Genomic DNA, 26,764 nt, shown 5'->3' with positions numbered 1-26,764 from the left:
TTTTTTCTAATTCTAACTATCAAATAAAAAAAATTATCCTACGGCAAATAAGGTTTTCCTACCACTAATTTATCTCCGGACAAATCAACCTCAAATAATTTCGGAATTCTAACTGTTTTGTCACCAACTTTTCTATGACTGTGAACAGACATTAACCATTTACCTTCAAAGGTTTGAAACAACATTCCGTGACCAAAATTGGGCGGTGTAATAGGATCTTTTTCCTGAATCCACGGTCCATCTAAAGTACCACTTTTAGAATAAGCAACTCCCTGTGTATAAACATCATAAATCCAACTCGTCCAAATCATTCCTAAACGTCCAGAGCCCGTTTTAAACAAGTAAGGGCCATCGGTTACTTTATTGGTTTTGTCTTTGCCATTAGCATCTTTTTCTCTGCTCCACGGGGAATCGCTTGCTTTAAAAAGTAATTTTCCTTCTCCAATCGAGCCGCTTAAATCTGGTTTAAGTTCTATTTTTTCCATGGTTCCATTACCATTTTGCAGCCATTCATAACAATAGATCATATAAGGTTTTCCATCTTTATCGATCCAGAAAGTGCCATCTAATGTTGGTTTATTAGCTGGTAAATAAATCTCATCTTTCATGGGCACGTACGGTCCCTGAGCATTATCGCTCACCAAAATATGACTTGCGCGACGCTCAATATTATTTCCGGCAACGGTATCTATTATTTTGTCTCTATTTGTAAAAGTGGCAAAGTAGTAATATTTATTTTTATACTGATGAAATTCTGCCGCCCATATCATAGGGTTTGGTCCCATCCATGAATTTGGATCTGTTTTAGCGACTTCATACGGACCGCTCCATGATTTTAAATCTTTGCTTTTCCACAGTAAACCACCTGTACCGGTCATATAATACATATTGGTTTTCTTATCTGCTAAAATAGCCGGATCGCTTAACCTGATGGAATCTAAAGGAACATTTTCTCTTATTAGTCTTTTTTTCTGAGCATGCGCTGCTGCAAAATATAAAAAACAGATACACAGAGAAATAACAAGAAGTGATTTCTGTTTAAAATAATTTTGCTGTGTTTTCATTTTCATAACTTTTAAAATATTGTGTCTGTTTACAAGTCCTAATTTATTACTTTAGAAATACTTATAACCCGTTGCGTCTAATTATTTTTAACACATAGAAACATAGAATTATTGAACTTAAAAAAGGCGTTTTACTTTCATCAAAGCATCCCGAAGCTTCGGGACTATGTGTGAGAAACGTGTTTCTTTTTGATTTACTTTGTTTCAAAATCATAAAACCTATGTTTCTATATGTTTAAGTAATTTTTATGCATTATAACCAACTGATGCTTCAAACTCTTTATTTTTATTGATTTTCCGAAAAAGTAGATAAATTCCACTGATCCAGCCATTTCAAGACTGGTTTTCCTTTCTCCAACTTTATCGGAAGCCAAATATAAGTACCATCAATTGGATTTTTCGGATTCCATCGATCCGCCATAAAAATAAATTGGTCTTTTTTTCCCTGAACAGGAACAATATAAGTGCTCTGCGAATGAAATGTCAGCTCTGCATCTGGACCAATACAAGGATTTCCTAAAGATTCCCAAGGCCCCCAAATCGATTTCGATTTAAAAGATCTTGCTGCATTCGGGTCCCAACCCGTACAACCGGAAGTAATCATATAATAAACTCCGTCTTTTTTAAAAATAGCCGGTGCTTCGTTATGACCTGCGGGCGCAACTCTTGTCCATTTTCCGGTAAAATCTAAATAATCATCTGTCAGTTCCGAAATATGAAGCGTCAAATTTTCCTCCGAAGAACTAATTAAATACGCCTTGCCATTATCATCAACATAAACGGTCATATCTCTGGCCATTTGTCCTTTTTCAAAATCCTTACGAACGAGCATTCCGTTTTTGATTGCAGTCAGCCATTCCGGACTCCATGATTTTAAAGCATCTTCATTAGCGGAACCGGTTTTATTTTCTTCCTTAAAATCAATTGGCCAAACTCCTTTATTTGGGCGGTATGATTTTTTAAATATAAAAGGTCCTTTTGGAGAATCACTTATCGCAACTGCGGCTTTAGCGGCATTATACCCCTGCCCTTTCAGCTCTAAATGAAACCACATTACGTATTTACCTGTTTTTTTATTAAAGATCACTTTAGGACGCTCTATAACACATCCTTTTGTAATCTCAGAATTAGGGTCCTGATCCACTTTCAGAACAATTCCCTCGTTTTTCCAGTTATATAAATCTTTTGAGGAATAACAACTGATTCCTTCCAAAGATGTATTTCCGGAACGACCCGAAGTTTTAAATTCTCCATACCAAAAATAAGTTCCATCAACAAAAACAATTCCACCGCCGTGGGCATTAATATGCATACCGTTTGTATCTTTCCATTGTTTTCCCGGAACAAAAGAATTGTTTTGCGAGAAAACAAAAGAGCATACAAAACTTATAATTATCGAAAATTTTAATTTCATTTTACCTACTTTTTTTGATAAACCCTGATATAATCTATAATGTATTTTGCTGGAAGATCGGTTGTAGTGAATTCTCCGCCATTCATTCCTCCGACAGCCAGATTCACTAATAAATAATGAGGCTGCTGAAACGGAATTATACTTTGATCTGGCGAGTATGTTGTTTTATCAACATTAATTTCGTTTAGTAAGCGATCGTCAACATATAATTTAATGGAGTGCGCATCCCAATCCATTTTCCAGATATGAAATTTAGCTGCCCATTCCTTATCTTTAAAATCAATCAGCTTAAATGCTGAACTGTCCCATGCTGTATTGGGTTCGTTTGATTTCCATGCAGCGTTCGCCAATAGTTTTCCTTTATAATATTCCATGATATCAATTTCACCATTTGCAGGCCAATTTCCTTTAATACCCAAACTCCAAAATGCCGGCCACATTCCGTTTCCCACCGGAATTTTAGCGCGCATTTCAAAGCGTCCGTATTGCCAGAAATGCTTTCCACGGGTAATTAAACACGATGATGTAACTTTTATGGAATCTCTGTTTTTAGCAAAATCTCTATCGGTTTTAGAGACAAAATTTGGATTGGCTTTTTTTTCGTTTCTGGCTTCTATAATTAAAAAACCATCTTTACAAACAGCATTTTCTTTTTGATACCATTGATTTTCCTGATTTCTTACAAAACCAGTTTCGTAATTCCAATTCTTTTCGTCGGGAGGACCATTTGTATTAAATTCGTCTGCCCAGACCAATTTATAATCTTCATTTTCTGAAGATTTCTGCTTCTGATTGACAAAACTAAAAATTAGCGTCAGGACAGTTCCCAACGCTAAAAACTTACCAATAAATCTCATTTTAAATATATTTTTTAAATGAAAATTAATTACGAGATACGACTTCAGAATCATAATAAGGGATCCCGAAAGATCCCTCACCATCACTAAAGTAACAAACCAATAATTCTCTCTTTTGTCTGCAATTCTTTATTTTTTAATAATTCGGACTGTAAGATTCAGATGTGACTGAATCTTCAGCAAATAAATTCCGGGAGGCTGATTTTTAATTATTGCAGTATTTACGGCAATAATAACTACCAGCATTATCCCCAATAACCATATTAGGGATAATACTCTAGCAGTCAACACTTATAGAAATTACTAATAAGAGATTTAAAGTTTAAGAACTTTAAAGAATGTATCTTCTGCAGTAAAAAGAAAACAGTTCAAATTACTGCAGTTCAGATACTTTTTTTTTAATGAAACAGATGATTAAAGTTGGCTTTCATCTGCGACGGCATCCTGCCATTTATCCCAGACCTTAACGTTAGGATCATAACCATCATAACCGAAGTTCTGACTTAATTTTCCTTTGATATTAGCTGTTATGGCACTGCTTGGAATTGGCCAGTAGTTATTACGTTTGTCCATGGTATAAAACTTCGTACCATTTGGAACTACAATTCCGCCAGGATATTTGTTGTACAGCGTGTAATGTGAGATACGTTGGTACCAATAACTACCACCGGCAGCATCAGTTCCTGATTGTTTATCCCAATTGGCTTTATTGTAAGTTTGACCCCATTCATCTGGTTTTCCGCTGAGGGCAAGACAATGTGATATACGTTTTAACTCGACATTTCTCCATTCCTCCAGATAAAGTTCTCTACCTCTTTCTGCACAAATATCTCCAATAGTTACCTGACCGTACATTTGTGATGCACCTGCTCTGGCTCTGATGGTATTTACATCCTGAGTTGCTCCACCAACATTTCCTTGGTAAAAACGTGCTTCAGCTCGTAATAAATACGTTTCAGCTAAACGATATAAGTACCAGTGTGCTTTACTTCCTGTACTCGCTCCCTGAAAATCATTTGCATTTGGATTAGTTTCATTTACAACATCATGCAGATAAATTTTATACAACGGGAAATCAAACCACTCACGAAGCGTATCTTTTGACAATATTGTGTTGCCATTTTTCAATCTGAAATTTTGCTGATAGAATGTAGAACTCTTATCACTGTATTTAAGATCTTCCATATTCACCCAGTTACCAACAGTACTATTATGTCTAAGATCTTGCTTATCCTCGATACCGTTTACAACCCACATAGGATGTTGTGAATAATAAGAAGCACTAATTGTAGCAATTCCACGTCCTAGTGCTCTTGCATAATCATATTTAGCCTGGTAATTAGCATTGTTTGAGGCAAAACGATTTGCTGCTTGTTTACCATCAGGAGTAGTAACCGTAGCAGAATTCCAGTTTGGACCAAAGATTCTCATCGAGGCAAACGGTAAAAAAGACTGTACTCCACTGTTCGGCATAACTAATATCGCTTCTCTGTTTCCAGCAATAACTTTATTTTCAGGTCTGTGTAAATCCCAAATTACATTTCTGTTAATAGTCCATGTTGTTGGATTTCCTCCCGGATCAAAAGTTCCAAAAGCCCCTTGCATCAAAGAATAACCAGATTGATTAATCAATAAATCTGCTTGTGTTTCTGCATCTTTAAATCTTCCTGAAGCTAAATAACACTTAATCAATAACTGACGACAAGCTCCTTTGTTCACCACACCTACATAAGGTAATTTTGATTGTTCCGGAACCCATTCTACAGCTTTTTCCATATCAGCTGTAATCATTTCAATGATCGCTTCTTTCTTAGTAGAATAATAACTTTGTTTTGGAACTTCCAAAATTTTAGTAATTAAAGGAATATCTCCAAATTGATAAACTAAATTAAGGTAACGGTATGCTCTATGAAAATAAGCCTGACCGATATATTTACGTTTCACCTCTTCAGTTAAACTTGTCACATTATCAATGTATGTCAATACGGTATTGGCATGTTTGATACCAGTGTAACCTTCAACCCAGTAAAATCCAAGGTAAAAATCATCATTTGTATCTCTCTTAAAACTTCCGGTAGGTACAATCGTATTGGCGAAATCAGAAATAGTACTGCTATTATCCGTTTTTCCATATTTAGCCATATCAGAGAAAACATATTCCGTACCGATAGGCACACTATTAGAAGCGGCATTAAAATGAATGTAATTATTACGAAGCCCTTTATCCGCAGTTGCTAAAACTGCCTGTAACCCAGATTCAGTTGTAAATGTAGTTTCTGGTTCGTAAAACGAAAGCGGATCCGGCTCCAGAAAATCCTCTGAACAAGAAACCAAAAGAGCAGCTATTACTACTAAAGGTACAAGTGTTGAGATTTTATTTTTTATATATTTTTTCATTGTTGTAATTATTAAAGTGAAACGTTAAATCCTAAATTAAACATTCGTGTAGCCAGTCCACCCGTTTCCGGGTCTCCGTAATATTTCCATTCATCAGAAGCAGCCCATGTTGCAACGTTCTGAACCGAAGCATAGATTTTGAAATTTCTAACATGCAGGCGATCAATAAGATCTTTAGGAAGCGAATAGGCTAACGAAATATTGTCTAAACGAATAAAACTGCGATCGTATAATTTTGCTGTTCCAGCTCCTGCAGGTCCTCTTGCATCAAGACGCGCCCAATCATTCGTTGGATTATCAAGTGTCCAATATGGATTTACAAATGGATTGTAGTTATTTGTATATAAACTACCATCGTTATAAGTATTCATATAACGTCCGTCAAGCGATTTGTGCCCCATGTACGAATAGATATTAATTGCCAAATTCCAATTCTTGTAAAATTTAAATTCATTACGAAGCGACCAGTTGATTGGAGGTGCTGTCTGGCCTAAAAATTGTTTATCTTTCTCGTTATAAGTTGGTTTTCCATTCACATCGTCAGCGGTGTAGCTGTTTTCAACTTTTGGATCACCAGGACGCTGACCGTATTTTGCAGCTTCTGTAGCTTCGCTTTTTTGCCAAATTCCGATTACTTTATAATCCCAGATTTGAGAAATAGGTTTACCAATAAACCATCCATTTGTTTTATCATCTGCCTCTTTTGTTCCAACAACATTACCACTGGCATCCTTAACATCTTCCATGTTACCATATAATGCCTTAATTGTATTTTTGTTGTATGAAAAAGCAACCATTGTAGTCCACTCAAAATTTGGTTTTTTCATATTGATAGTGTTAAGGCTTATCTCAATACCTTTATTTTCCACTTCTCCAAGATTGGTTGCAATTGATGAAAATCCGGTAAACTCAGGCAAACGCTGACTCATAATCATATCATTAGTAACCATTCTGTAAACATCAATTGTACTTGTAATTCTGTCATTTAAGAATCCAAGATCAAGACCAATATTTGTTGCCGTTGTTTTTTCCCATTGCAAATTTGGATTTGCCATACGATCAATTCCTAAATATTTCACGTCAACAATGTTTCCAGAAGCATCGATATATCCCATTGTTGCTCCTGTACCTGAACCTAAATTTGCCAAAGCCAAGTATGGATCAGCAAGCGATCTATTCCCGTTTTTACCCCATGACAAACGTAATTTTCCTGTACTCATAGTATCCCAATTGAACCAGCTTTCTTTATTAAAGTTCCATCCTAATGCTACAGAAGGGAAAGTTGCATAGGGATATGTAGCTCCAAATGCCGAATATCCATCGCGACGTACCGTTCCTGTTATCATATAACGATCATCATACGAATAAAAAAGTCTTCCCATTAACGCATCGGCTGTCTGATGCGTGTCGTTTGATGTAAACGTACTGTTTGCAAGTGTTGCATTAGCAATATTATGAAATCCTAAAGCATCTGAAGGTTGAATATTATTTGCATCAACACGATCTGACCAAGTTTTAAGATCTTCCGCTTCCTGAACAAAAGTCGCTATAATATGATGTTTCCCGGCAAATGTATGATCCCATGCTATTGTATTATTTAAATTCCATGTGAATTTTTTACCGTTTTCTCTATCCACCCCAATAGTAGCAGGGTTCCAGCCTTTATGACCTGATGACTGAAAATAACGGTTGTAAAAGAATTCATATCGTGGTGCAGCATTAAATGAATATGTAATTCCCAAAGGCAAAGTTACTTTAGTATTGAAAATGGTATTCAACACTGTATACCCTCTCTCAAGATCCATATATTGGCGGTCATAGTAATAATTATACCCTCCGATAGTTGGTCCCATTGGTTGTCTTGCATAATCGCCGTTTGCTTCTGTAAAATTAGAAAACGGGCTGTTTCTTAACATATTGGCATCCCAATAATTTGTGCCGGTACCAACAGAGATATCTCCATCAGAACGATCCTGAAAATTAACGTTTGCTCCAAACTCAAGCCAATCTGTAATTTTAGCATCCACTTTCATATTTGCACGAGCTGCAGAATAATCATTACCCTGAATTGCTCCTTCTGAAGTTAAATACCCCAAAGACATATAGTAATTTACTTTATCACTTGCTCCCGAAACACTTAAATTATTGTCATGATTGATTCCTGTTCTAAAAGTACTGTTATACCAGTCGTGTGTTTTTCCGTCTGTGAAATTCTTCAAAAGTGTAGCATCAGTAATACCCAAACGTAGTCCCCATACTTCATTTATGCTTTTTCCCTGAATTTGCGCAGCTGGCTGATAGGCTAACCATTGTGCCTGAGAAATTCCATACTGAGACAATTGGTTAGGACTTGTATAATAGCCTGGTTTACCAGCTGCTGTTCCTGTAACCCATGCTTCATAATTTCCTGTTGCAGTATTTGAACCATACGATTTTGCAGTCTCCCAATCTTCACGATATTTTACATATCCATCTGCAGAATACACATCGCGATAGGCGCTTTCGTTGACAATCGTTGTGTTTGTAGTAACATTAATAATCGGCTTACCCGTTTTTCCTCTTTTCGTAGAAATAACAATAACCCCTGCTGCTGCTTTAGACCCGTATACAGCTGTTGCTGATGCATCTTTTAAGATATCGATCTGACCAACATCATCAGGATTGATTTCTGAAAGTTCACCGTAGAATTGCATTCCGTCTAAAATAATAAGCGGTGAATTATGGTTGGCACCATCAGGATTATAGACAGAAGTCTGACCACGAATCTGCAAAGACCCTCCTCCTTTTGCATCGGCTGAATAGCCCACTTTTAAACCAGGAACTCCTCTTAATAAATCCTGAACGGTTTGCGGATTTTGGTTTGCCAAAGCGTCCGGTTTAACCTGAACAATTGCTCCAGTTAAATCCTTTTTCTTCATTTTACCATATCCTACTACCACTACTTCATCTAAATTAGCAGCGTTTTCTTCTAATTTTATAATAATATTAGACTTACCGTTTACAGTAATTTCTTTGGTCTTATAACCTACAAATGATATTACTAATACTGAATTGTCATCTCCTTCCAGTGTAAATTTTCCATCAAAATCTGTGATGGTTGCTTTCTTTGTTCCTTTTATCGAAACTGAAGCTCCCGGTAACGGAACACCGTTTTGGTCATTAACTTGTCCGCTTATACTGTTTTGCTGCTGTACATTTTCAAGCCCTGTTGTACTACTGAAATTAGTAGTGTGCGCTTGTACTTGAGACAAAGAAACTAAGGCACAAAAAATTGTAAGTTTCTTTTTAAAATCAAATCCGAATGCACGATCAGGAGTTTTCCTCATCTTAATAAAATTTGTCATGCTTTGGTTGTAATTTGGTTAATTAATAAGGTTAGTTTATAAATTATAATTGTTCTCTATTTAAAAATCATCTTAGGATTTTTTAATTCACCGTGATCTCATACTTCTAAATATTAACATATAATTTAGATCACAAAAATAGAGTAACACTCAATTGTTAGAGGGGGTAATTTTGATATTAAAAAAGGGGCAAACTGGTATTAACCCATAAAAACACGGTATTTTTTATGTCACCCATAAAAAAACAGGTTTAAAATTATGCATTGTACAATTTTAAAAACACTTAACGATGAAGTATATTAAAGTAATTCAATGCCATTTATCTTAATGAAGAGTTAAAAAAAGAGTCTGCATTTTATCATTGTAAACGCAAACTCTTTTTTTATTTTTTAAACTATTCTCATTATTTTACAAAGCGAGACATTTCTGATGCAGCTAATAAAAAAGCGCCTACTCCAAAATCTGATGTAGAATTTTTATCGACTACCTGTCCCGGAATTGCTTTTTCGCCAATTGGCTGTACATATCCTACTGCGCCATTTTCCTGAAGTGCAAATTGAGTTAAATAATTCCATGATTTTTCAACTACTGGCAAATAGGTTTTTTTATCTAAAATTCCATTGTTGATTCCCCACAGATACCCATAAGTAAAAAAGGCCGTCCCGCTGGTTTCTGGTCCCGGAGCATGTTCAGGATCCAGAATACTTCTTGTCCAATAGCCTTCTTTTTGTTGAGCAGCTGCTAAGGCTTTGGCCATATCTTTAAAACGGGCAATATATTCGTTTCTATGCTTGGCCGATTTTGGCAAATCCTGAATAATTTTAGCATATCCGGCAAAAATCCAACCGTCGCCTCTCGCCCAAAAGTCTTTTTTTCCATTCGCACTTTTGTGTTTTGGATAAATATATTTTGCATCACGGAAATATAATTTTGCCTCTTCATCATACATTATACTATCGGCATAAGTCAAATAAGAATGTAATTTTTCTAAATACAGTTCATTTCCGGTAATCTTGTAAAGTTTAGTCATTACAGGCATTACCATATACAAACCATCAACCCACCACCAATAATCATTAGCTTGAGTACTCATTTCATACTCCATTACTTCACGGGTGCGTGCTATTTTTTGAGGATCATTTTTTCCTGTAAAATTGTATAAATCAATATAAGTTTGAAAACAAATCTGCCAGTCTCCAAATAAAACATGCTTATCGTTTTCTCCGTAATTGTATTTCCATTCTGATTTATCATTAGATTTAGCACCCATCCATTGGTTTTTCTCGGCCCAAGCCAAGGAATAATCCAGATATTTTTTATTTTGAGTTACTTTGTACGCTTCCATATTTCCGGTGTGGTACGCGGCAACATTCCAAAAAGCATTTCCAAATTCAGGATGTGTATCTTGCCAGTGACTATTTACTCTATCGATAAGAGCGACAACTTCTTTTTTTGATTCTTTTATTGCAGTTTCAGGTCGTACCGAAGTGCTTTTACAACTCCCAAGCAGCAAGGAAAGTGAAGCTATTGGGATAAATAATGAGGTTTTAAAATTCATGGTTAGGTAAGTTAGATATTTGATTTTTTTTTTATTTTAAGATGAAATCAGGTCGATTTCCAAAAGCTTTCGTTCAAAATATATTTATTGTCTTTTACATTTTGATACTTCTTTTTGAATTCTGACGGATTCATGTCGTAGAATTGCTGAAACTGCTTTCTGAAGTATTTAATATCTCCAAAACCCGCTAATGAAGCTGCCTGACTAATTTGTAAATCGGTTGTGATTAATAATGTCGCTACTTTTCGTAAACGAACGTTTCTCGTAAATTCTAAAGCCGATTTACCTGTAATTTTCTTTATTTTTTTATACACCAAAGAATGGCTCATTCCCAGTTCAACTGCCAATTCTGCCACATTAAAATTATCGACATCTAAGTTGGCATCAATAATCTCAACAATTCTGTCAATGAGTTTTTTATCTTCATCAGATAATTTTGAACTGGCAACATTTTTAGTAACAGTATTAAGTAAATAATTCTGCTCATTATCGCGTCGTGTCAGAATTCCATTAATACGCGCCAGCAAATAATCATTATCAAATGGTTTGGTGATATAATCATCAGCACCAACCTCAGCGCCTTTAAATTTTACTTCTTCTGATGTTCCTCCGGTTAGCAAAATGACCGGAATATGCATTAATTCCTTGTCAGTTTTTATATAATTACAAAAGGCGATTCCGTTCATTTCTCCCATTACGACATCAGAAATAATTAAATCCGGCTGTACTTTTCTAATTATTTCCAAAGCATTTTCAGCACTTTCGGCGGCGGTAACAAGATATTTTGGATTCAATATACGTTTCAAATAATTCCTTATTTGCACGTTATCATCTACGATTAAAATTCGCTTTACATCTTTCACCAAATCACCATCAATTTCAGACTCTTCAATTGATTCAACAACTTCTTCCTGTATCACTTTATCAACAAAAGCCTCCTCTAAAAACAAGGTTCTGTCACTTAAATCTTCCCTGATTTCAACATCTCCAAAATGTTCTTTTCCCAAGGGTAATTTAATCTCAAAAGTGGCACCTTCTTTTTCATTGTCATAACAATTTACCTGTCCATGATGCTGGTTTACGAACTGTTTCACCAAATAAAGACCAATACCAAATCCTTTGCGGTTATTTTTAATATTTTGATTCGATTGATAAAACAAATTAAATATCTTTTCTTTATCTGCGTCAGAAACTCCTTCTCCGTTATCAATCACCTTAATAATAAGCTCGTTTCCAACACATCGCAAATTGACAGCAACGGCTCCATCCGCTTTTTCCGTAAATTTTAAAGCATTCGAAATCAAATTAAATAATGCCATTTCTATTTTCTCACGATCGGCATAAACATAAATATGCTCTTCCGAAATCGTAAAACTATAATCGATATTTTTTGTTTTTGCATGATGTATAAAGCAGCTGAAAACTTCTTTCGCCAATTCTACAATATCAATATGTGCAATTTTTAGTTTGCCCGTTTCTGTTTCTGTTTTTCTAAAAAGAAGCAACTGATCGACTAAACTCAATAATCTTCTGGAATTACTAAAAACCATTTCTAAAGCGCCTGGATCAATTTGCTGCTGATGGCCATAAATTATATCTTTTAACGGATTGATAATCATCGTTAGCGGAGATCTGAATTCGTGAGATATATTGGTAAAAAACGTTAATTTCTTTTCGTTTAATTCCTTCTCTTGTTTGGCTAAATTTTGAGAAAGCTGAACTTCATATTTAAGCTGAGCTTGTTTTCTTTGCGTTTTATCAACGATATAAATTACCAATCCAAATCCTAAAACGTATATGAAATAAGCAAATAAACTTCTATACCAAGGAGGCAAAATAGTGATCGGCAACGAAATTGCTTTTGAGTTCCAAACTCCTTCTGCATTTGTCGATTTAATTTTCAGTACATAATCTCCTTCTGTTATTCTGGAATAATTTGCAGTCCTGATATTGTCAACATAATGCCATTGCGAATCCCATCCCTCGAGAAAATAGGCGTATGAGATTTTTTCGGGCACGCTATATTCCAGAGCAGCAAATTCTATATTCAACATAGATTCGTCATAAGGCAATTCTAGTTGATCAATACCAAAACTGGTAAAACCAGACTGATCGTAAACCTTATTATTCACCTTTATTGAAGTAATTACCAACTTTGGAAAAGCATGAATTTGGCTATTTACTTTTGTATTGATGATATTAAAACCCTTGATTCCGCCAAAAACAATTTCTCCGGTTGACAGTTTAAGGGAGGCATTATAATTAAACTGATTGCTCTGAAGTCCGTCAGCATCGTAGTAACTCTTGATCTTTTCTTTATCTACATTGTATTCAAAAATACCATTGTAAGTACTGCACCAATAAATACCCTGATTATCTCTGACGATATTTAAAACCGAATTATTAGGAATTCCGCTGGTTTGCGTCAGGTATCTTTTCTTTGAAGTCTGTGGATCCAGCACTAACAAACCTCGTCCTTCTGTACCCACGAGCAATTTATTTGTGGAGTGCGCAACAATAGATCTTACAGGATAATTAACAATAAACTCCTGATGCTTCATTGTTTTAAGGTTGAGTTTTATCAGGCTGGTAAAATTTCCAACCCATAGATTTCCGCTCAAATCCTCACTCATCGAAATAATACCCCTGATTTTAGCATCTACGAATTCAAATTGATCTAGTGATGGATTATAGCGATACAAACCTTCTTCATCCGGTGAAGCTGCCCATAAAACATCTTCTTTGGTACGAAATAGTACCCAAACATTCTTCTGTGTATTTTTATATTTTGGATTAAAAAGCTGATACCTTTTAAAACTTTGACTTTGAGCATTAAAGCGAGAAACTCCGCCTCCGTAAGTTCCAAACCAAGTTCCCTTATTATCTTTTACAATTGCCGTTACAAAATCATTAGATAATGAATTTGGATTGTTTGAGTCAAAAGAATAATTGATAAATAAATTTCGTTTTTTATCCCATAAACTTGCTCCGCCCCCATCTGTTCCTATCCAAAGATGATCACTATCCTGTTCACAAAGCGAAAGTATAAAATCACTCGGAAGTGTATTTTTTAATTTTTCATTTTTAGAAATGGTTATAAAAGGGCTTTTTCTACTTTCGATTCGGTTAACACCTCCTCTTAAAGTCCCGATCCAAACCCTGTTGCCATCTAAGTATAAGGATGTAATAGCGTTACTATTCAACTTTTCCTCGTCCAAACTTGTGCTTAATGGAGAAAATGTATCTGAAGCAAAATTGTATTTTATAACTCCGTTACCATTTGTAGCAATCCAAAGTTCCTTTGTATCGGGTTTAAACATCAGATCCGAAATAGGGTACTGAATTTGCTGATTTTGATAAACACGATGCGATTTATCTTTTATGTTATATTTCAGCAAGCCACCGTCAACGGCCACCCAAACATTTGAAAATCCATCAATAAAAAGACAGCCACCGTTCAAAATATCTGGATAAACAACCGACAATTGTTTTGCTCCTTTTGGCATCGACACAAGTCCCGCACCCTGAACAAAACACCACATTGTACCTGACTTATCAAAATCAATACCTTCGGGGCGATAATCCCATTGTAATCTTCCTTTGACATTAAGCGGAATCTGAGTGCATTCACTCTCCGATTCAGAACAGGAAAGCAAACCTTTACCTGCAGTGGCTATGTATATTTTTGATTTATATTCAACAAGATCATTTATAACATAATCAATTATCATTTTTTTTGAAGTCTTTGCATCTACAAAATTTCGTGTGCTAAAATGATTCGTTAGGTAGCTATAAACATTAATTCCGTGTTTAGTTCCGATCCAAATTTCGTTTTGAGTCCCGCATATGCCTACAATTCTATTATTAACAAGCGATTTTACGTCGTTAGGCTCATTTCTGAAACTCAAAAAATCATAACCGTCATATCTGCTGATTCCGTCATAAGTACCAAACCACATCAAACCTCTTTTATCTTTATAGACTGAGGTAACGGCATTATTTGCCAGTCCTTTTTCAATGCCTAAATAACTTATTTTATATTTTTCTTTACTATTATTGCGAAGTGGTAATTCAGCAACAGACTGAGGTCTTGCCACGCAGCAAATTACAATTAGTAAAAAAAACAGAATTCTAGCGCTCAAAATTTACAGTTTTAGGTTATGCATGATTTTTTCCGAATCTAATATTTTAGTTCTTAAAAAAATCAGGATTACAAATTATTCGTGTGAAAAATACAATTATTAAATTAATCTTTAAAATAAAAAAACCCATGAAATAATTCATAGGTCTTTTCAAGTTCCAAAAACACATACAATCCCTACAAATTAAGCAATGAAATTACATAGGAATAAGTATATTTTTTATCTAGCAAAAGATAAGGATCATGTGGTAACCTACCCCAGCTATCATCACCGCCCACACCCCTTTGCCTGTAATCTAAATGCAGGTAAACTGCTTCTTTAGATTCCAAATCCAAATCAGAAGGATGGCGCTGCGATTTCTTTTTCCCCGGATCGACGGCATCTGTCGAAACATTTAATGCACTAAAACCAAGTGGCTGATTTCCATCGATTCTTAAACCCTGGCCTTTGTCATCTTTTAAGGTTAACCAACGAACATCTGTTTTATAACCAGATTCCTGTGGACGAATATATGTTCTCGTAAACTGATTTATGACCTTATCTGAATATTCTCCCATGAAGGAAGCCGAATTTCTGTCTTCGTAATTTTCCCAAGGTCCTCTTCCATAATAACTTAAATTATCAAAAGCACCATTTAGTTTTAAACGCATTCCAAAGCGAGGCATTTCAGGCAATTTTTTTTCACCCAAATCGATAGATGCGGTAACTTTTATCGAACCATTATTTTGAATCAGATAATCTACGGTATAGGGTACGTCAACCGAAGCTAATCGGTACGCTACTTTTACAAGTACACCTTCCGCCGTATTTTTATCCAAATTCACACTAACAACTGTTGGATTTTGTGATGCTTCTTTCCAGATTACTAATTTATTTGGCATTCCGTTTCCAAAATCATTATCTGTTGGAGCACGCCAGAAATACGGTGTCGGGAAATTGGTAATAAGCGAATTGCTTTCGTTTTTTAATTCGTATTTCAGAATTTCTCCTTTTTTCATATCAAATTCACCGGCAATAGTTGAAGTTTCAAACGAAAGAACATTATTTTTTACTGAATATTTTAATTTGTCGGTACTTTTTGCCAAAGTATTATTCTTGAAGTAATTTCCTTTTCTAATCGTAAATTGTTCTCTGGCAAATTCATGTCCTTTAGCAACCAAAGGCGCATCATTTTTTGAAAACGCATAAACGTTTAAAAAATATTCTGAATTCTCATCAAAAGCACCTAAATCTAAAGCTATCTTTTTACTTTCTTCTGGAAATGCTTCTACATTAAATTCTCCGGATTTCACTTTTACTCCGTTTTTGATTAACTCCCATTTAAAGATATAATCTGACAGATTGGTGAAATTATAATGATTTGTTACTACTAAATCTGTATCATTATTCAGTTGGAATTGAATGTTTTGATATACTTTTTTTACTTCATTTAACCCCGGATGCGGAATTCTATTGGCGCTAATCAAACCGTTAGAACAGAAGTTTTCATCGTTATGTAATTTTTCTCCGCCTAAATCTCCTCCGTACGCCCAAAATGTAACTCCTTTGTCATTTTTAGTCTTTATACCCTGATCTACCCAATCCCAAATAAATCCGCCTTGCATGCGTTTACTGTTATTAATAATGTCCCAATATTCCTGAAAATTCCCATTACTATTTCCCATTGCATGCGAGTATTCACACATAATATAAGGACGGGTTTTGTCAGAATTTGCATATTCTTTCATGCTCTTAATACCCGGATACATTGGCGCTACGATATCAGTATTTCTATTTTCTCCCGCTTGCTCAAATTGAACCGGACGAGTTGAGTCTACTTGTTTTAACCAATCATAAGCATCGTAAAAAACAGGACCATTTCCGCATTCATTCCCCAAAGACCAAATAATAATTGAAGGATGATTTTTATCGATTGCAAACATTCTTTTGATACGATCAAGATGTGCCGGCGCCCATTCTGGCAAATAAGCCGGATGTTTTGCTTTATCAAACCAGTTTTGCCATTCAGCTCCCATTCCGTGTGTCTCAATATTTGCTTCGTCGACTACATAAAAACCGTATTGATCACATAATTCATAAAAATAACTGTCATGGGGATAATGACACATTCTGATTGCATTAAGATTGTGTTCCTTCATTAATTGAAGGTCTTTAACCATTAATTCCTTATTTGGAACGTGCCCATTTTCGTCATCATGTTCGTGAATATTAACTCCTTTGACCATAATCACCTTGCCATTCACTAACAACCTTGCATCTTTGATTTCAACTTTTCTAAAACCTGTTTTTTTAGAAATTATTTCTAGTGTTTTTCCTTTATTATCAAGTAATGTAATGGTATATCTGTATAAATTTGGTGTTTCAGCATTCCATTGTTTTACATTTCCAATTGTTTTTTCAAAGCTGATTTTCTGTTCTTTAACATTTACTTTTTTGCTTTCAGAAAAAACAACATTCTCTTGATTATCAAACAATTCAACTTTAAGAGTTGGATTGCTTACTTTGGTATTTTCAAAAGATTTTAGAGTAACATCAAGATTAAAAATTCCGTTTTTATATTGGTTGTCCAAGTCGCTTTTTACAAAATAATCCCAAACGGTAGTTTTAGGCATTGCCTGTAAATAAACATCACGTTCAATACCGCTTAATCTCCAAAAATCCTGATCTTCTAAATAACTTCCATCATGCCAGCGAAATACCTGGACAGCAATTAAATTATCGCCTTTCTTTAAAAAAGAAGTAATATTAAATTCGGCAGCAGTTTTTGAAGCCTTCGTCATTCCAACTTCTTTTCCGTTTAAAAATACGCGCGCATAGCCTGTAATCGAGCCAAAATGAAGTATAACTTCTTTGTCATTCCATGAATCAGCAACTGTAAAAGTGCGTCTATAACTTCCAACAGGATTATAATCTCCTCCTATAAAAGGCGGATTCTTAGGAAAAGGATATGTAATATTGGTATATATAGGAATGTCATAACCTTGGATTTCCCAATTTGAAGGTACTTTAATATTTTTCCAGTTCGAATCATCCAATTCAGTTGTATAAAAATCCAAAGGTCTTTGCGATGGATTTTTAACAATATTAAATTTCCAGTTTCCATTCAGAGTCTGGTATAATTCTGATTTCTCTGGATTATTACTTTTCAGCTCCGCCTCATTACTGAATAAAAGAAAGGAGCTTCTGCCCGCTTCTTTTCCTCGATCTACTATTTGAGGATTTTCCCATTCATTACTCTGGGCAAAATTATTTTGCATACTCAAAAACAAAGCAAGTGCTAATACAATTTTTTTCATTTAATACTTTTTACAAAATCGGTTTTAAAATTTAATATTCCTGCCTTTTATTTTAAATCAATCTTATATGCAAAAACAGCGAATTGAAAAATAAAAAAGTAGATTACAAATGTATATAACGCCAAAAAAGACAAGAGGGGCAATACAATATAATAGAAGGGGTATTTTGATACAAACCGCAAAAACACTCTAAATAAAAGAGTATTCCATATTTTTTTAATAGAATTAAATTTAAAAATGAAAAAACAGATTATTTATTTTTAAGTTCAGGCAACTTTTTTAATTCTAAAACCTGCACAGGCTGCGGAGCTGTTTTTGTCAAACCTTCGCCATCTGCCTGACTTACATTTTGAGAAAAAATGTGTAATTGTTTTTTTGCTGCCCAAAGTTCTTTATCCAAATTAGGTTCCCACTGTCCTACCGTAAAACGGCTCAAATCTTGTATTTCCCATTTTTTATTTTCTAAATTTGTGTAAGCCAGAGTAATTTTATTATCTCTTTCTTCGTCTCTGAAAAGCAAATACAACATCGATTTATTCACTAAAATTTCAGGGCGCGAAATCGGAATTCTTTTGGTTCCACCACCACCTAAAGTAAAGGGTTTGACATGAAAATTGGTATTAATTAAATTCCATTTTCCTTTTGATAAATAGACAACTTTATATTGTGGTACTCCGTTATTATCCCAATAAGTTGTAATATATGGATTTCCATTCTCATCGACCGTCATCGCAGTTTGATTGATTAAACTGCTGTTTTGTGGTACTTCCCACGCGTGTTCTGCTGTTGCTTTTGTAATTGGCAAAGTATATTTCTCACCTGTAGATTTTTCCCATGTCACCCCTCCATCAGATGAAAAAGCATAACAAATATCGTGATTCGTAGAAACGTCCCAGCTTTCTCTCCAAACCCACGAAATATAAATTCCTTTTTCGCCTACGCACATTTGCCAATACGCACTACGCTGATTTTCGCCATCAATCAAATTATTTTGCAGTGAAGTCCATTGCTGTGTTTTGACATCATAGGATTTAAGAATCATATTCCCTCTTCCGGAAGCACCAGAGCGGTAACAGAATAACAATTTTCCATCTGGCAAATTATGAAACTCAGGATACGTTACTTTAGCCTCATCTTCACCAGTCATTGCTTTTTCTTCTCCTAATTCCAGACTAAAAGGCTTTTTACTTCTCGCATATCGCAAATGGGTATCATGATGATCCCAACTTACATGAAGATAACCGTCAGAATCTATTGCAATACTAATATCGTTGTGGGCATCCTTTACATTACCGCTGTAGGAAGTAATTACCTTTTCCCATTTATTTGAATTCAATTTGCGCTTAGCTAAAACCATTTTACCTTCAGGATCATAGTAAGCTGTGTATTGATTTCCTTTAAAAGAAGTCAGCGCACTATTTCTAAAAATAACAGTATTAACCGAATTATTACTCCAGCCCAAACCGATTTCACTTTCAGCTATTTGAGCATTAATACTAAACGAAAAAAAAGTTGTGATTAAAAATAAACTTGCAACAACTAGCTTTTTATATGATTGACTTCTTAAAGTGATATTCATTTTTTTATAAAATTTCTTTTTAAATATTTCCTATTATTGTAATTACCAGTCCAGCTTTATTAAAGCAACCGCCTGACGCTCCATTTTTAGTGGTATTATAGTTTTGGCATCAGATATTTTTATTTTTTTTATAGAAATACGATTTAATTTATCCGACTTTTCGAGAACATCAATCTGTTCCTGAGTAGGATTTTGCGGTGACCCCATCTTTTTCCAAACCTCATAGGAATTACTGTTTTCCTGGTCAATCAGATAAATACTTAAAGTCGCCTTCTTCACCGGAATATTTTCAATGGAAACATTGACAATTTCTGACGGACCTGGTTTGTCAACATCATGATAATTCCATACCATTACTGCTGCAGATTTTAAATCCTTGCTCGCCAAAGCACCAATATCAGACTGAGCACCACGAACACTTGATTTAAGAACTTCCTCAATTGGATACATACGATTGCTTACAACGTTTAAACGCATTCCTGACATCATTCCAAACATTCTAAAGACATTCAAAACTGGTTTATCCACGCCATTTGTTGCAAGATCACGAAAGCCATAAAACCAAGGCTGATTTTCAAATTCAAAAGACCAGGAAACTGCACCCAGAAAATTGGCCTTTGACTGATCTGCCAAGATATATTTTCTTGCAAAAGATGCTGCTGTATAACTCGAATACATCGTACCATTACGATAAGCATTTTCTGGATTAGTAGCCATACCACAGGCAGCACAGCCTTCAGGGTCAGACTCTCCAATAATAATAGGCAAATCTTTTGTTTCCGGATATGACATCGTGAGTTTAAAACCAGTCTCAATGTCATTTAATTGTGGTGCCATATCCATACGAACTGATCCCTCTACAAGCTTAGGAGATCCTTTGGCATGAAAAAGTATCGCATCCATAGGTGAACCTATTTTTCCTGTCGCATAGTTGATACCACTGATACAATGTTTTATGAAATCATTCGTCCACTCCTGTGCTCCTTTTCCTCTTGTACCAGCAATATTTATCCCTCCTATTTTTGCAGTAGGCAGCGCACGCTTAAGTCCATCTGCCGCGTAATCATACATCTTAAAAAAGTCTTCACGCGTGCCTTTCCAGTAATGACCATTTGGTTCATTCCAAACTTCCCAATACCAGCTTTCCACTTCTTTTTGCCCATAACGATCAACCGAATGTTTGACCCATTCATAAACAAGATTTCTCCATTTGTCATAATCTTTTGGCGGATAAGCCCATCCCGTAATAATATCTGTATAAGGATCCCCAGGTTTCCAATAATGTCTGTACGGAACAGGATGCGTTGACAAAGCTTCGGGCATAAAACCTATTTGTGCCAATGGTTTCATACCACGTGAAACATAGGTATCAAAAATGCTATCAATAATCTTCCAGTTATATATCGGATTTCCATTACTGTCTTCTGTATAAGCATTTGTAGAACCCCATTTTAGCGCAGCAACACCATCGCCTGTTACAAGCAGACTGTGTGTACGCACATAGACAGGAACTGGACTCAAAGCTGCTATTTCGCTGAGAAGTTTTTTGCCATCTTTCATGTAAGTATAATTAGGTTCATCATACCCAAACCATGACCAGACGGGTGTCATTGGAGCAATTTCCTTTTGAAGATCTACCTTGATTTCCGGATTTTGAGCGTAGGTCGAAGTTATACAACATTGGAAGAACAAAGCTGCCAGGCAACATTTTAATAATTTATGCATAAGATCACTTTGGTTTAGATGTTAGAGTAAAGGATATATCAATTTTTGATGATATAATTGTAAAAACAACACTTATAAAAAAGGGCAAATTTTTTTATAATGCATTTATATTTTGAACTAAAGTAATTAAAAAAAATTAATATTTCTGTTATGACATCCTTTTCAGAATTTCTTTGTTCCGAATTACTTAAATAATTACGATGAGAATTCATGGTCGAAATTATAATCTGGATAAGTCATAAAAAAGCCTGTAAAATATATATTTTACAGGCTTTTTTTTATTTTTTAAATTAAAAGAAAATGAATCTCAATAGAAACTAATCATTTAAAAAAACAATTCCAGATTTAACAATCGTAAAATTCCTTTTGCTCCTACTGCCGTTGGATAACTTAAATATCCAACAGGAGAATTTTCGACATACAAAACTTCCGGGTTTATTCGCATTACCAAGCTGACTAAAAATCAACCCTAAAAACACACAGGATAGATATTTTAACATCAGTAGGATTTTAATTCTTAATAGTTCAATTCTATATTAACCATTCCGATAACACCATTTGAACCCACTTGCGTTGGATAACTTAAATATCCAACCGGTGCATGATTTTCAAACATTACTTCAGGGTTTATACGGAAGAATTTGGTTTTAAACGGAAACCAGTTCAACCCAACAGTTACCTCCGAAGGTTTTCCGTAATCACCATTTATATAGGAATATGTGGTATAAGCCTGTAAAGTTTTGTCTTTCAACATGGCCGATCCCTGAAGAGAAAAACCAGTGTCAGTAAGATTTTCTACAGGAATTGGACCTGTCGATTCAAAGTCTGATAACCAACGGATGTAAAACTCTGCATCTAAAGAAAAACCATTATACTTAACACCTCCGTTAAAAGATGACATTTGATATTTTGCATTAATTACCTGAGTTCCCGGTGCAAATGCATTCAAAGCAAAAATACCGGTACCATCAGAAAGTCTGATTTGCGAGTTTTCGGGTGCATTATTGTCTGGCTGAGACTGGCGATTTTCCGTACTTCTGGTAAAAGCACCACCAAGAAGTGTCGCCACTTTAGGATGTTTTTCGTAATCGCCATAGGTTGGGATTCGTCCAAAATTACCCGTCGTCCACCAAATTGCCCCACTCCAGGTATCCATTTTATTGTCCAATTGTCCGGCATCAACCCCTAACTGACTAAGGTTGTTACCCAACATTGTTTTATAGTATAAATTATCAGTAATTTCACCTTGGGCATAAATACCAGTGGTGAAAGATCCCCTGAAATATTCTTCAGCAATTGGTCTGGCATCACTTCTCAGCCATTCTGGCCATTGTCCTAAAATAGAACGCACAGAAGGAAGTCCGTTAATACCAATTCCTAACTCAAAATGTTTATTGAATTTATATTGTAAGTTTCCGGCAACAACAACCTGTGCGCCTTGTCCTAATGTTGCATTGGAAGTCCAGACGAAAACGGTATATCGAATTTTTGGATCTCCAACCCAACCTCTAAAATAAAGGTTTGATTTTTGAAACTGAATATCTTGTCGTCTGTCAATTGCGATTGTTTCGCCGTTGTGATTGGTGTAGCTATCATCAATTCCCATTTGATTTAAATAACGGGCCAATACATAAAATGAAAGGGTCATTGAACCATATTTGCCATCAACCAATTTAAAGCCACTGCCACCACGATGTCCTTCTTCAGGTAATTTGGTTTCGGTACTGTCAGTAGGTGTATTGCTGATTTGGGCCCAAGAAGAGAAAGTGCATATAAAAAATAATACTAAGAGATATTTTACTCGCATATAAAAAGTTTTAATGTTAATAGATTTACAAAATCAGCTTATAAAAAATTTATTGTTTAATGTTCGCCTTCTCCCATGCTCGTACTTTGCTACGGGCACCATCAAAAAGTTTGAGATAATTTTGGTTTCTAATTTTTTCACTAGTTTCAGGTTTTAAGGCCTTCCATAATGGCTGGTACATTTCGTAAACAGCCATATAGAATTTTTGATCCGGTGGTGAAACTACATCAGTACCAAAAAGAAATCTGTCAGGATATTTATCCATTAAGGCCGCGCATCTCTCAATGACTTCGGGCGATGAAATAATATATTTCGCAACCTCATCCCATGAAATATCAAAATAGACATTGGCGAAAGCCGGATCATCAAGGATATCTTTTACAATATCAATATGTTTTGGTGATCTTTCATTGGAGGATTCTGAGCCATAACCAACCGGATGTACAATTCGGCCTAAGCCAATGTGTGCCCAAATGATAGTAGTTTTCGGATGGCGTTTGAGCAAATCTCTCATCTCATTAAGATAAACCGGATTTGATTTTTGCTTCGCCATTGGCATATCCATATCATTATGAAGTATTACAACCAAGCCCACTTTTCCGGCAAAATCCAGAATACTGTCTAATGCAGGATTGGTCAAACTTGCTACTTCTCCAGCTACTTTTGCAGAGACGAATTCTTTATGAATAGAAAATTCACCTATTCCTGTGAAAACTCCCGGAAAAGTTCGCAGCACGCGCTCGATATGTTTGTAAGCGTACATATCTGCAGGATTAAATCCGGTAATCATAGGATCAAAACGTGCCTGCTGTTCTTTGGTCAAAGACTTGTATTGCATAGCAATAAAAGCATCTGTAAAAGAGTAATAGTATAAAGGAGCATCTGTTTGCAAGTAATAGGTTGGACTGTAATCTCCCGAATTTTGGTGCGACCATTGCTGTTGTAACGGAATTCCAAATAAGGTTGAACGCCCCACCTTGTTTCCCATTATTTCCAAAAATTTAGCGGCAGTAATCCCTTCCTGAATATAATTTGTTAAATGAAAATGGCTGTCATTAAATAAATAATTATTTTTTGATTTTTCATTTTGCCCTAATACAAAAGCCGTTTGCATACAGAACGCAAAAGCTACCAAAAGCAGTTTCGATTTTTTTAGCATTTTATTCATTTGTTCTGGGGTTATCCTTATCAGCTATAATTATTTTTTAGGCTCGACAATAAATGGGTTTACACCTAGCTCTTTAACGATTTCAAAAATGGCTCTTTGTGCTTTAACGCTATTTCCAACTTCGTTTAACGGAGGAGAAATAACAGCTATCCCGAATTTTCCCGGACATACCGCAATAATTCCGCCACCTACACCACTTTTTCCTGGTAAACCAACTGCGTACAACCATTGTCCTGAATCGTCATACAATCCGGCAGTTGACATGATTCCCATTGTAAAAGCACAAGTACTTGGAGAAACGACTTTTTCTTTCGTAACCGGATTTACACCTCCATTTGCCAAAGTTGCTGCCATAACAGCCAGATCTTTTGCATTTACGTTGATGGCGCATTGTTTTGTGTACACATCTGTAGACTGAACAGGATCGAAATACAAACGTCCATAAGCCAATAATAAATGTGCAATTGCCTGATTACGTAAATTATCTCCAGCCTCGCTGATATAAACCGGCATGTTTAATTTTAATTTTGTTCCTGCAAAAGCATTATGGGTGTCCAGAATATTTTTCCATTTTGCAACAGAGTCATTTCCTTTTACCAAACTCACAGCAGCAATCGCTCCCGGGTTTACCAATGGATTGATTTCTTTTCCTTTTTGAAGCTCAATCGCTACGATAGAATTAAATCTAAGTCCGGTTGCATCTACACCAATTTTGTCTGCCAAAGCTTTTGGTCCTTGCTCTTCTATAACACGGGCCAGCGTAAATACTTTCGAAATTGACTGAATTGATACGCGCTGCCCCAGATCTCCTTTGCTGTAAATTTTTCCATCAGCTGTCACAATTGCAATTCCAAAAATATTCGGATCTACATTGGCTAATTCTTTTATATAATCCGCATTTTTACCTTCTTTAACATCTTTAAATTTATCATAAGCATGATCAATTGCTGCCTGATAAGCAGGTTCTTTTTGTGCGTGTACCTGAAATAACGGAGTTAATACTGCTAAAGCTGTCAGTACTATACCTAATCGTAGATTTGCTTTCATTTTTGTAGTTTTATAAAATTGTTATTACTTGATTGTTTGACATTTATTATAATAAAATCTGAATGCGTGATTGAAAGAACTGCGTGGCACCTTTTAAACTAAATCGGTCTAAAATTCCGTAACCATAGGCAAACTCAAACCTGAAGTTTTTAGAAAGGTACCAGTTCACTGTTGGTGTAATTCTCCAGAAACGTCCGCCCTGAATAGTTCCGCCATTTAGTTCATTAGTAGAATATCGTAAGACCGCCTCGATTTCTCCTAAACCTCCGTGGAAAACAGATTTCTCTACCGGAATGAAAGTATAAATACCACTTGTTGTAGTATAAGGTCTGCTTGCTCCTGTAAAAATGTAACTCGCCATCACTTCACCACCATGAAAAACCGGATCATTTTTTTCGCTCGAATTAAACATTTGCCAACTATATTCTGTTCCAAATAACATTGGGCCTTTGCTATAATAAATCTCCCAGCCAACAAAAGTTCCCTGATTTGCCGAAAAAGTACCTGTATCTATAAAAATAGGTGCTGTATTCGATTCCGGTTTCGATTTAAGGCGGATTTTATTGTCTTCGGGCTGACCTATTCTAAAGTTACCTCCGATATGTAATGTTGTTTGTTTTTCTTCGGAATGTATTGGCAGCCAGGCAGCACGTGTTATAAATTGCCAGCTATAAGTGCTGAATCCCTGATCTTTTGAAAGCCAGTCGGCAAAAATCCCCATATTCCAGACGATTTTCTGTTTTGGAAGATAACCGAGCCATTTTATACCATCTCCCAGAATTGGTATCGCATCAATTGCCATATGCCGCTCTAAAGATTCTCCCGAGTAACCATTCATTACTTTGCTAAGCGAAAAACCTTCTTTCGTACGGCCAATAAAAATACTTCCCCATATTTCCGGAGTAGCAATCATTACCCCCGATTCACGTACGTACCATGATTTCGCATCTCCATCGTACATAAAGCCCGCTTTCCAGGTTATGGTTCTTTTTGTTTTAAGCTGGCCCCCAATTAAAATCCTGAAATCACGAACGTCAAAATCATATTTAAGTTCGCTGCCAATGGAGTCCATTTGTCTTTTAGTAGTTGCATCCGCCACGTATCCTGCATATTCATATAAAAAACCAGCCCCTAATTTGATTGTTGTAAAACTTGTATCAAACATGTTCCAAGGCAATTTTTCAGCTTTAGTTGTTTCCGAAGCTTGCAGCACATCGCCTTCAGTTCCATCAGGTACTGTTTTTTTTTCTGTTTCCTGACAAAAAGAATGAAAAGGTAAAATCACCAATACAACAAGCAAACAAACCCGCAGATATTGCGGGTTTATAAATTTTACTATCAATCGATTTGATTTCAAAATAGCATT

The 26,764-nt window shown here is 35.6% G+C and carries 14 protein-coding genes; all 14 read right to left on the bottom strand.

From position 1 onward, the window contains the following. Positions 1–38: 38 nt before the first annotated feature. Positions 39–1,064 (bottom strand): glycoside hydrolase family 43 protein, encoded by a 1,026-nt coding sequence (locus J2X17_RS10615; RefSeq protein ID WP_310297470.1) that lies wholly within the window; start codon positions 1,062–1,064, stop codon positions 39–41. A gap of 286 nt (positions 1,065–1,350) precedes the next feature. Beyond that, positions 1,351–2,478, bottom strand: coding sequence for a glycoside hydrolase family 43 protein (locus J2X17_RS10610; RefSeq protein WP_310297467.1), 1,128 nt, complete (start codon positions 2,476–2,478; stop codon positions 1,351–1,353). Between the two features lie 5 nt (positions 2,479–2,483). Continuing rightward, on the bottom strand, positions 2,484–3,335 hold the full coding sequence (locus J2X17_RS10605) for a glycoside hydrolase family 16 protein (RefSeq protein ID WP_310297463.1): 852 nt from the start codon (positions 3,333–3,335) through the stop codon (positions 2,484–2,486). A gap of 414 nt (positions 3,336–3,749) precedes the next feature. Then, complete coding sequence (locus J2X17_RS10600) at positions 3,750–5,732, bottom strand: RagB/SusD family nutrient uptake outer membrane protein (RefSeq protein WP_310297461.1); 1,983 nt, start codon at positions 5,730–5,732, stop codon at positions 3,750–3,752. 11 nt (positions 5,733–5,743) lie between these two features. Beyond that, on the bottom strand, positions 5,744–9,058 hold the full coding sequence (locus tag J2X17_RS10595) for a SusC/RagA family TonB-linked outer membrane protein (protein ID WP_310297458.1): 3,315 nt from the start codon (positions 9,056–9,058) through the stop codon (positions 5,744–5,746). A gap of 421 nt (positions 9,059–9,479) precedes the next feature. Further along, positions 9,480–10,634 (bottom strand): glycoside hydrolase family 88/105 protein, encoded by a 1,155-nt coding sequence (locus J2X17_RS10590; RefSeq protein ID WP_310297454.1) that lies wholly within the window; start codon positions 10,632–10,634, stop codon positions 9,480–9,482. A gap of 47 nt (positions 10,635–10,681) precedes the next feature. Continuing rightward, the gene (locus J2X17_RS10585) at positions 10,682–14,776 is read right to left on the bottom strand and encodes a hybrid sensor histidine kinase/response regulator transcription factor (protein WP_310297451.1); all 4,095 of its coding nucleotides are present in this window, start codon (positions 14,774–14,776) and stop codon (positions 10,682–10,684) included. Between the two features lie 176 nt (positions 14,777–14,952). Next, positions 14,953–18,072 carry a beta-galactosidase, LacZ type gene (lacZ, locus tag J2X17_RS10580; protein WP_310297448.1) on the bottom strand — a complete coding sequence of 1,040 codons (3,120 nt, stop codon included), beginning with the start codon at positions 18,070–18,072 and terminating at the stop codon, positions 14,953–14,955. A gap of 250 nt (positions 18,073–18,322) precedes the next feature. After that, positions 18,323–19,651 (bottom strand): BNR repeat-containing protein, encoded by a 1,329-nt coding sequence (locus J2X17_RS10575; protein WP_310297446.1) that lies wholly within the window; start codon positions 19,649–19,651, stop codon positions 18,323–18,325. A 42-nt stretch (positions 19,652–19,693) separates the two neighbouring features. Beyond that, complete coding sequence (locus J2X17_RS10570) at positions 19,694–21,376, bottom strand: GH39 family glycosyl hydrolase (protein WP_310297444.1); 1,683 nt, start codon at positions 21,374–21,376, stop codon at positions 19,694–19,696. 517 nt (positions 21,377–21,893) lie between these two features. Beyond that, positions 21,894–23,183, bottom strand: coding sequence for a hypothetical protein (locus tag J2X17_RS10565; protein WP_310297441.1), 1,290 nt, complete (start codon positions 23,181–23,183; stop codon positions 21,894–21,896). Positions 23,184–23,232: 49 nt separating this feature from the next. Next, the gene (locus J2X17_RS10560) at positions 23,233–24,351 is read right to left on the bottom strand and encodes an amidohydrolase family protein (RefSeq protein WP_310297439.1); all 1,119 of its coding nucleotides are present in this window, start codon (positions 24,349–24,351) and stop codon (positions 23,233–23,235) included. A 30-nt stretch (positions 24,352–24,381) separates the two neighbouring features. Continuing rightward, entirely contained in the window at positions 24,382–25,398 is a 1,017-nt protein-coding gene (gene glsA, locus J2X17_RS10555) for a glutaminase A (protein WP_310297436.1), read from the bottom strand. Positions 25,399–25,444: 46 nt separating this feature from the next. Next, positions 25,445–26,740 (bottom strand): OprO/OprP family phosphate-selective porin, encoded by a 1,296-nt coding sequence (locus tag J2X17_RS10550; protein WP_310297432.1) that lies wholly within the window; start codon positions 26,738–26,740, stop codon positions 25,445–25,447. Positions 26,741–26,764: the final 24 nt, after the last annotated feature.

The sequence above is a fragment of the Flavobacterium aquidurense genome (assembly GCF_031458035.1).
Lineage (GTDB): Bacteria > Bacteroidota > Bacteroidia > Flavobacteriales > Flavobacteriaceae > Flavobacterium > Flavobacterium aquidurense_C.
Note: the sequence above shows the minus strand (reverse complement) of the source record. Positions and strands in the feature narration are given on the sequence as shown.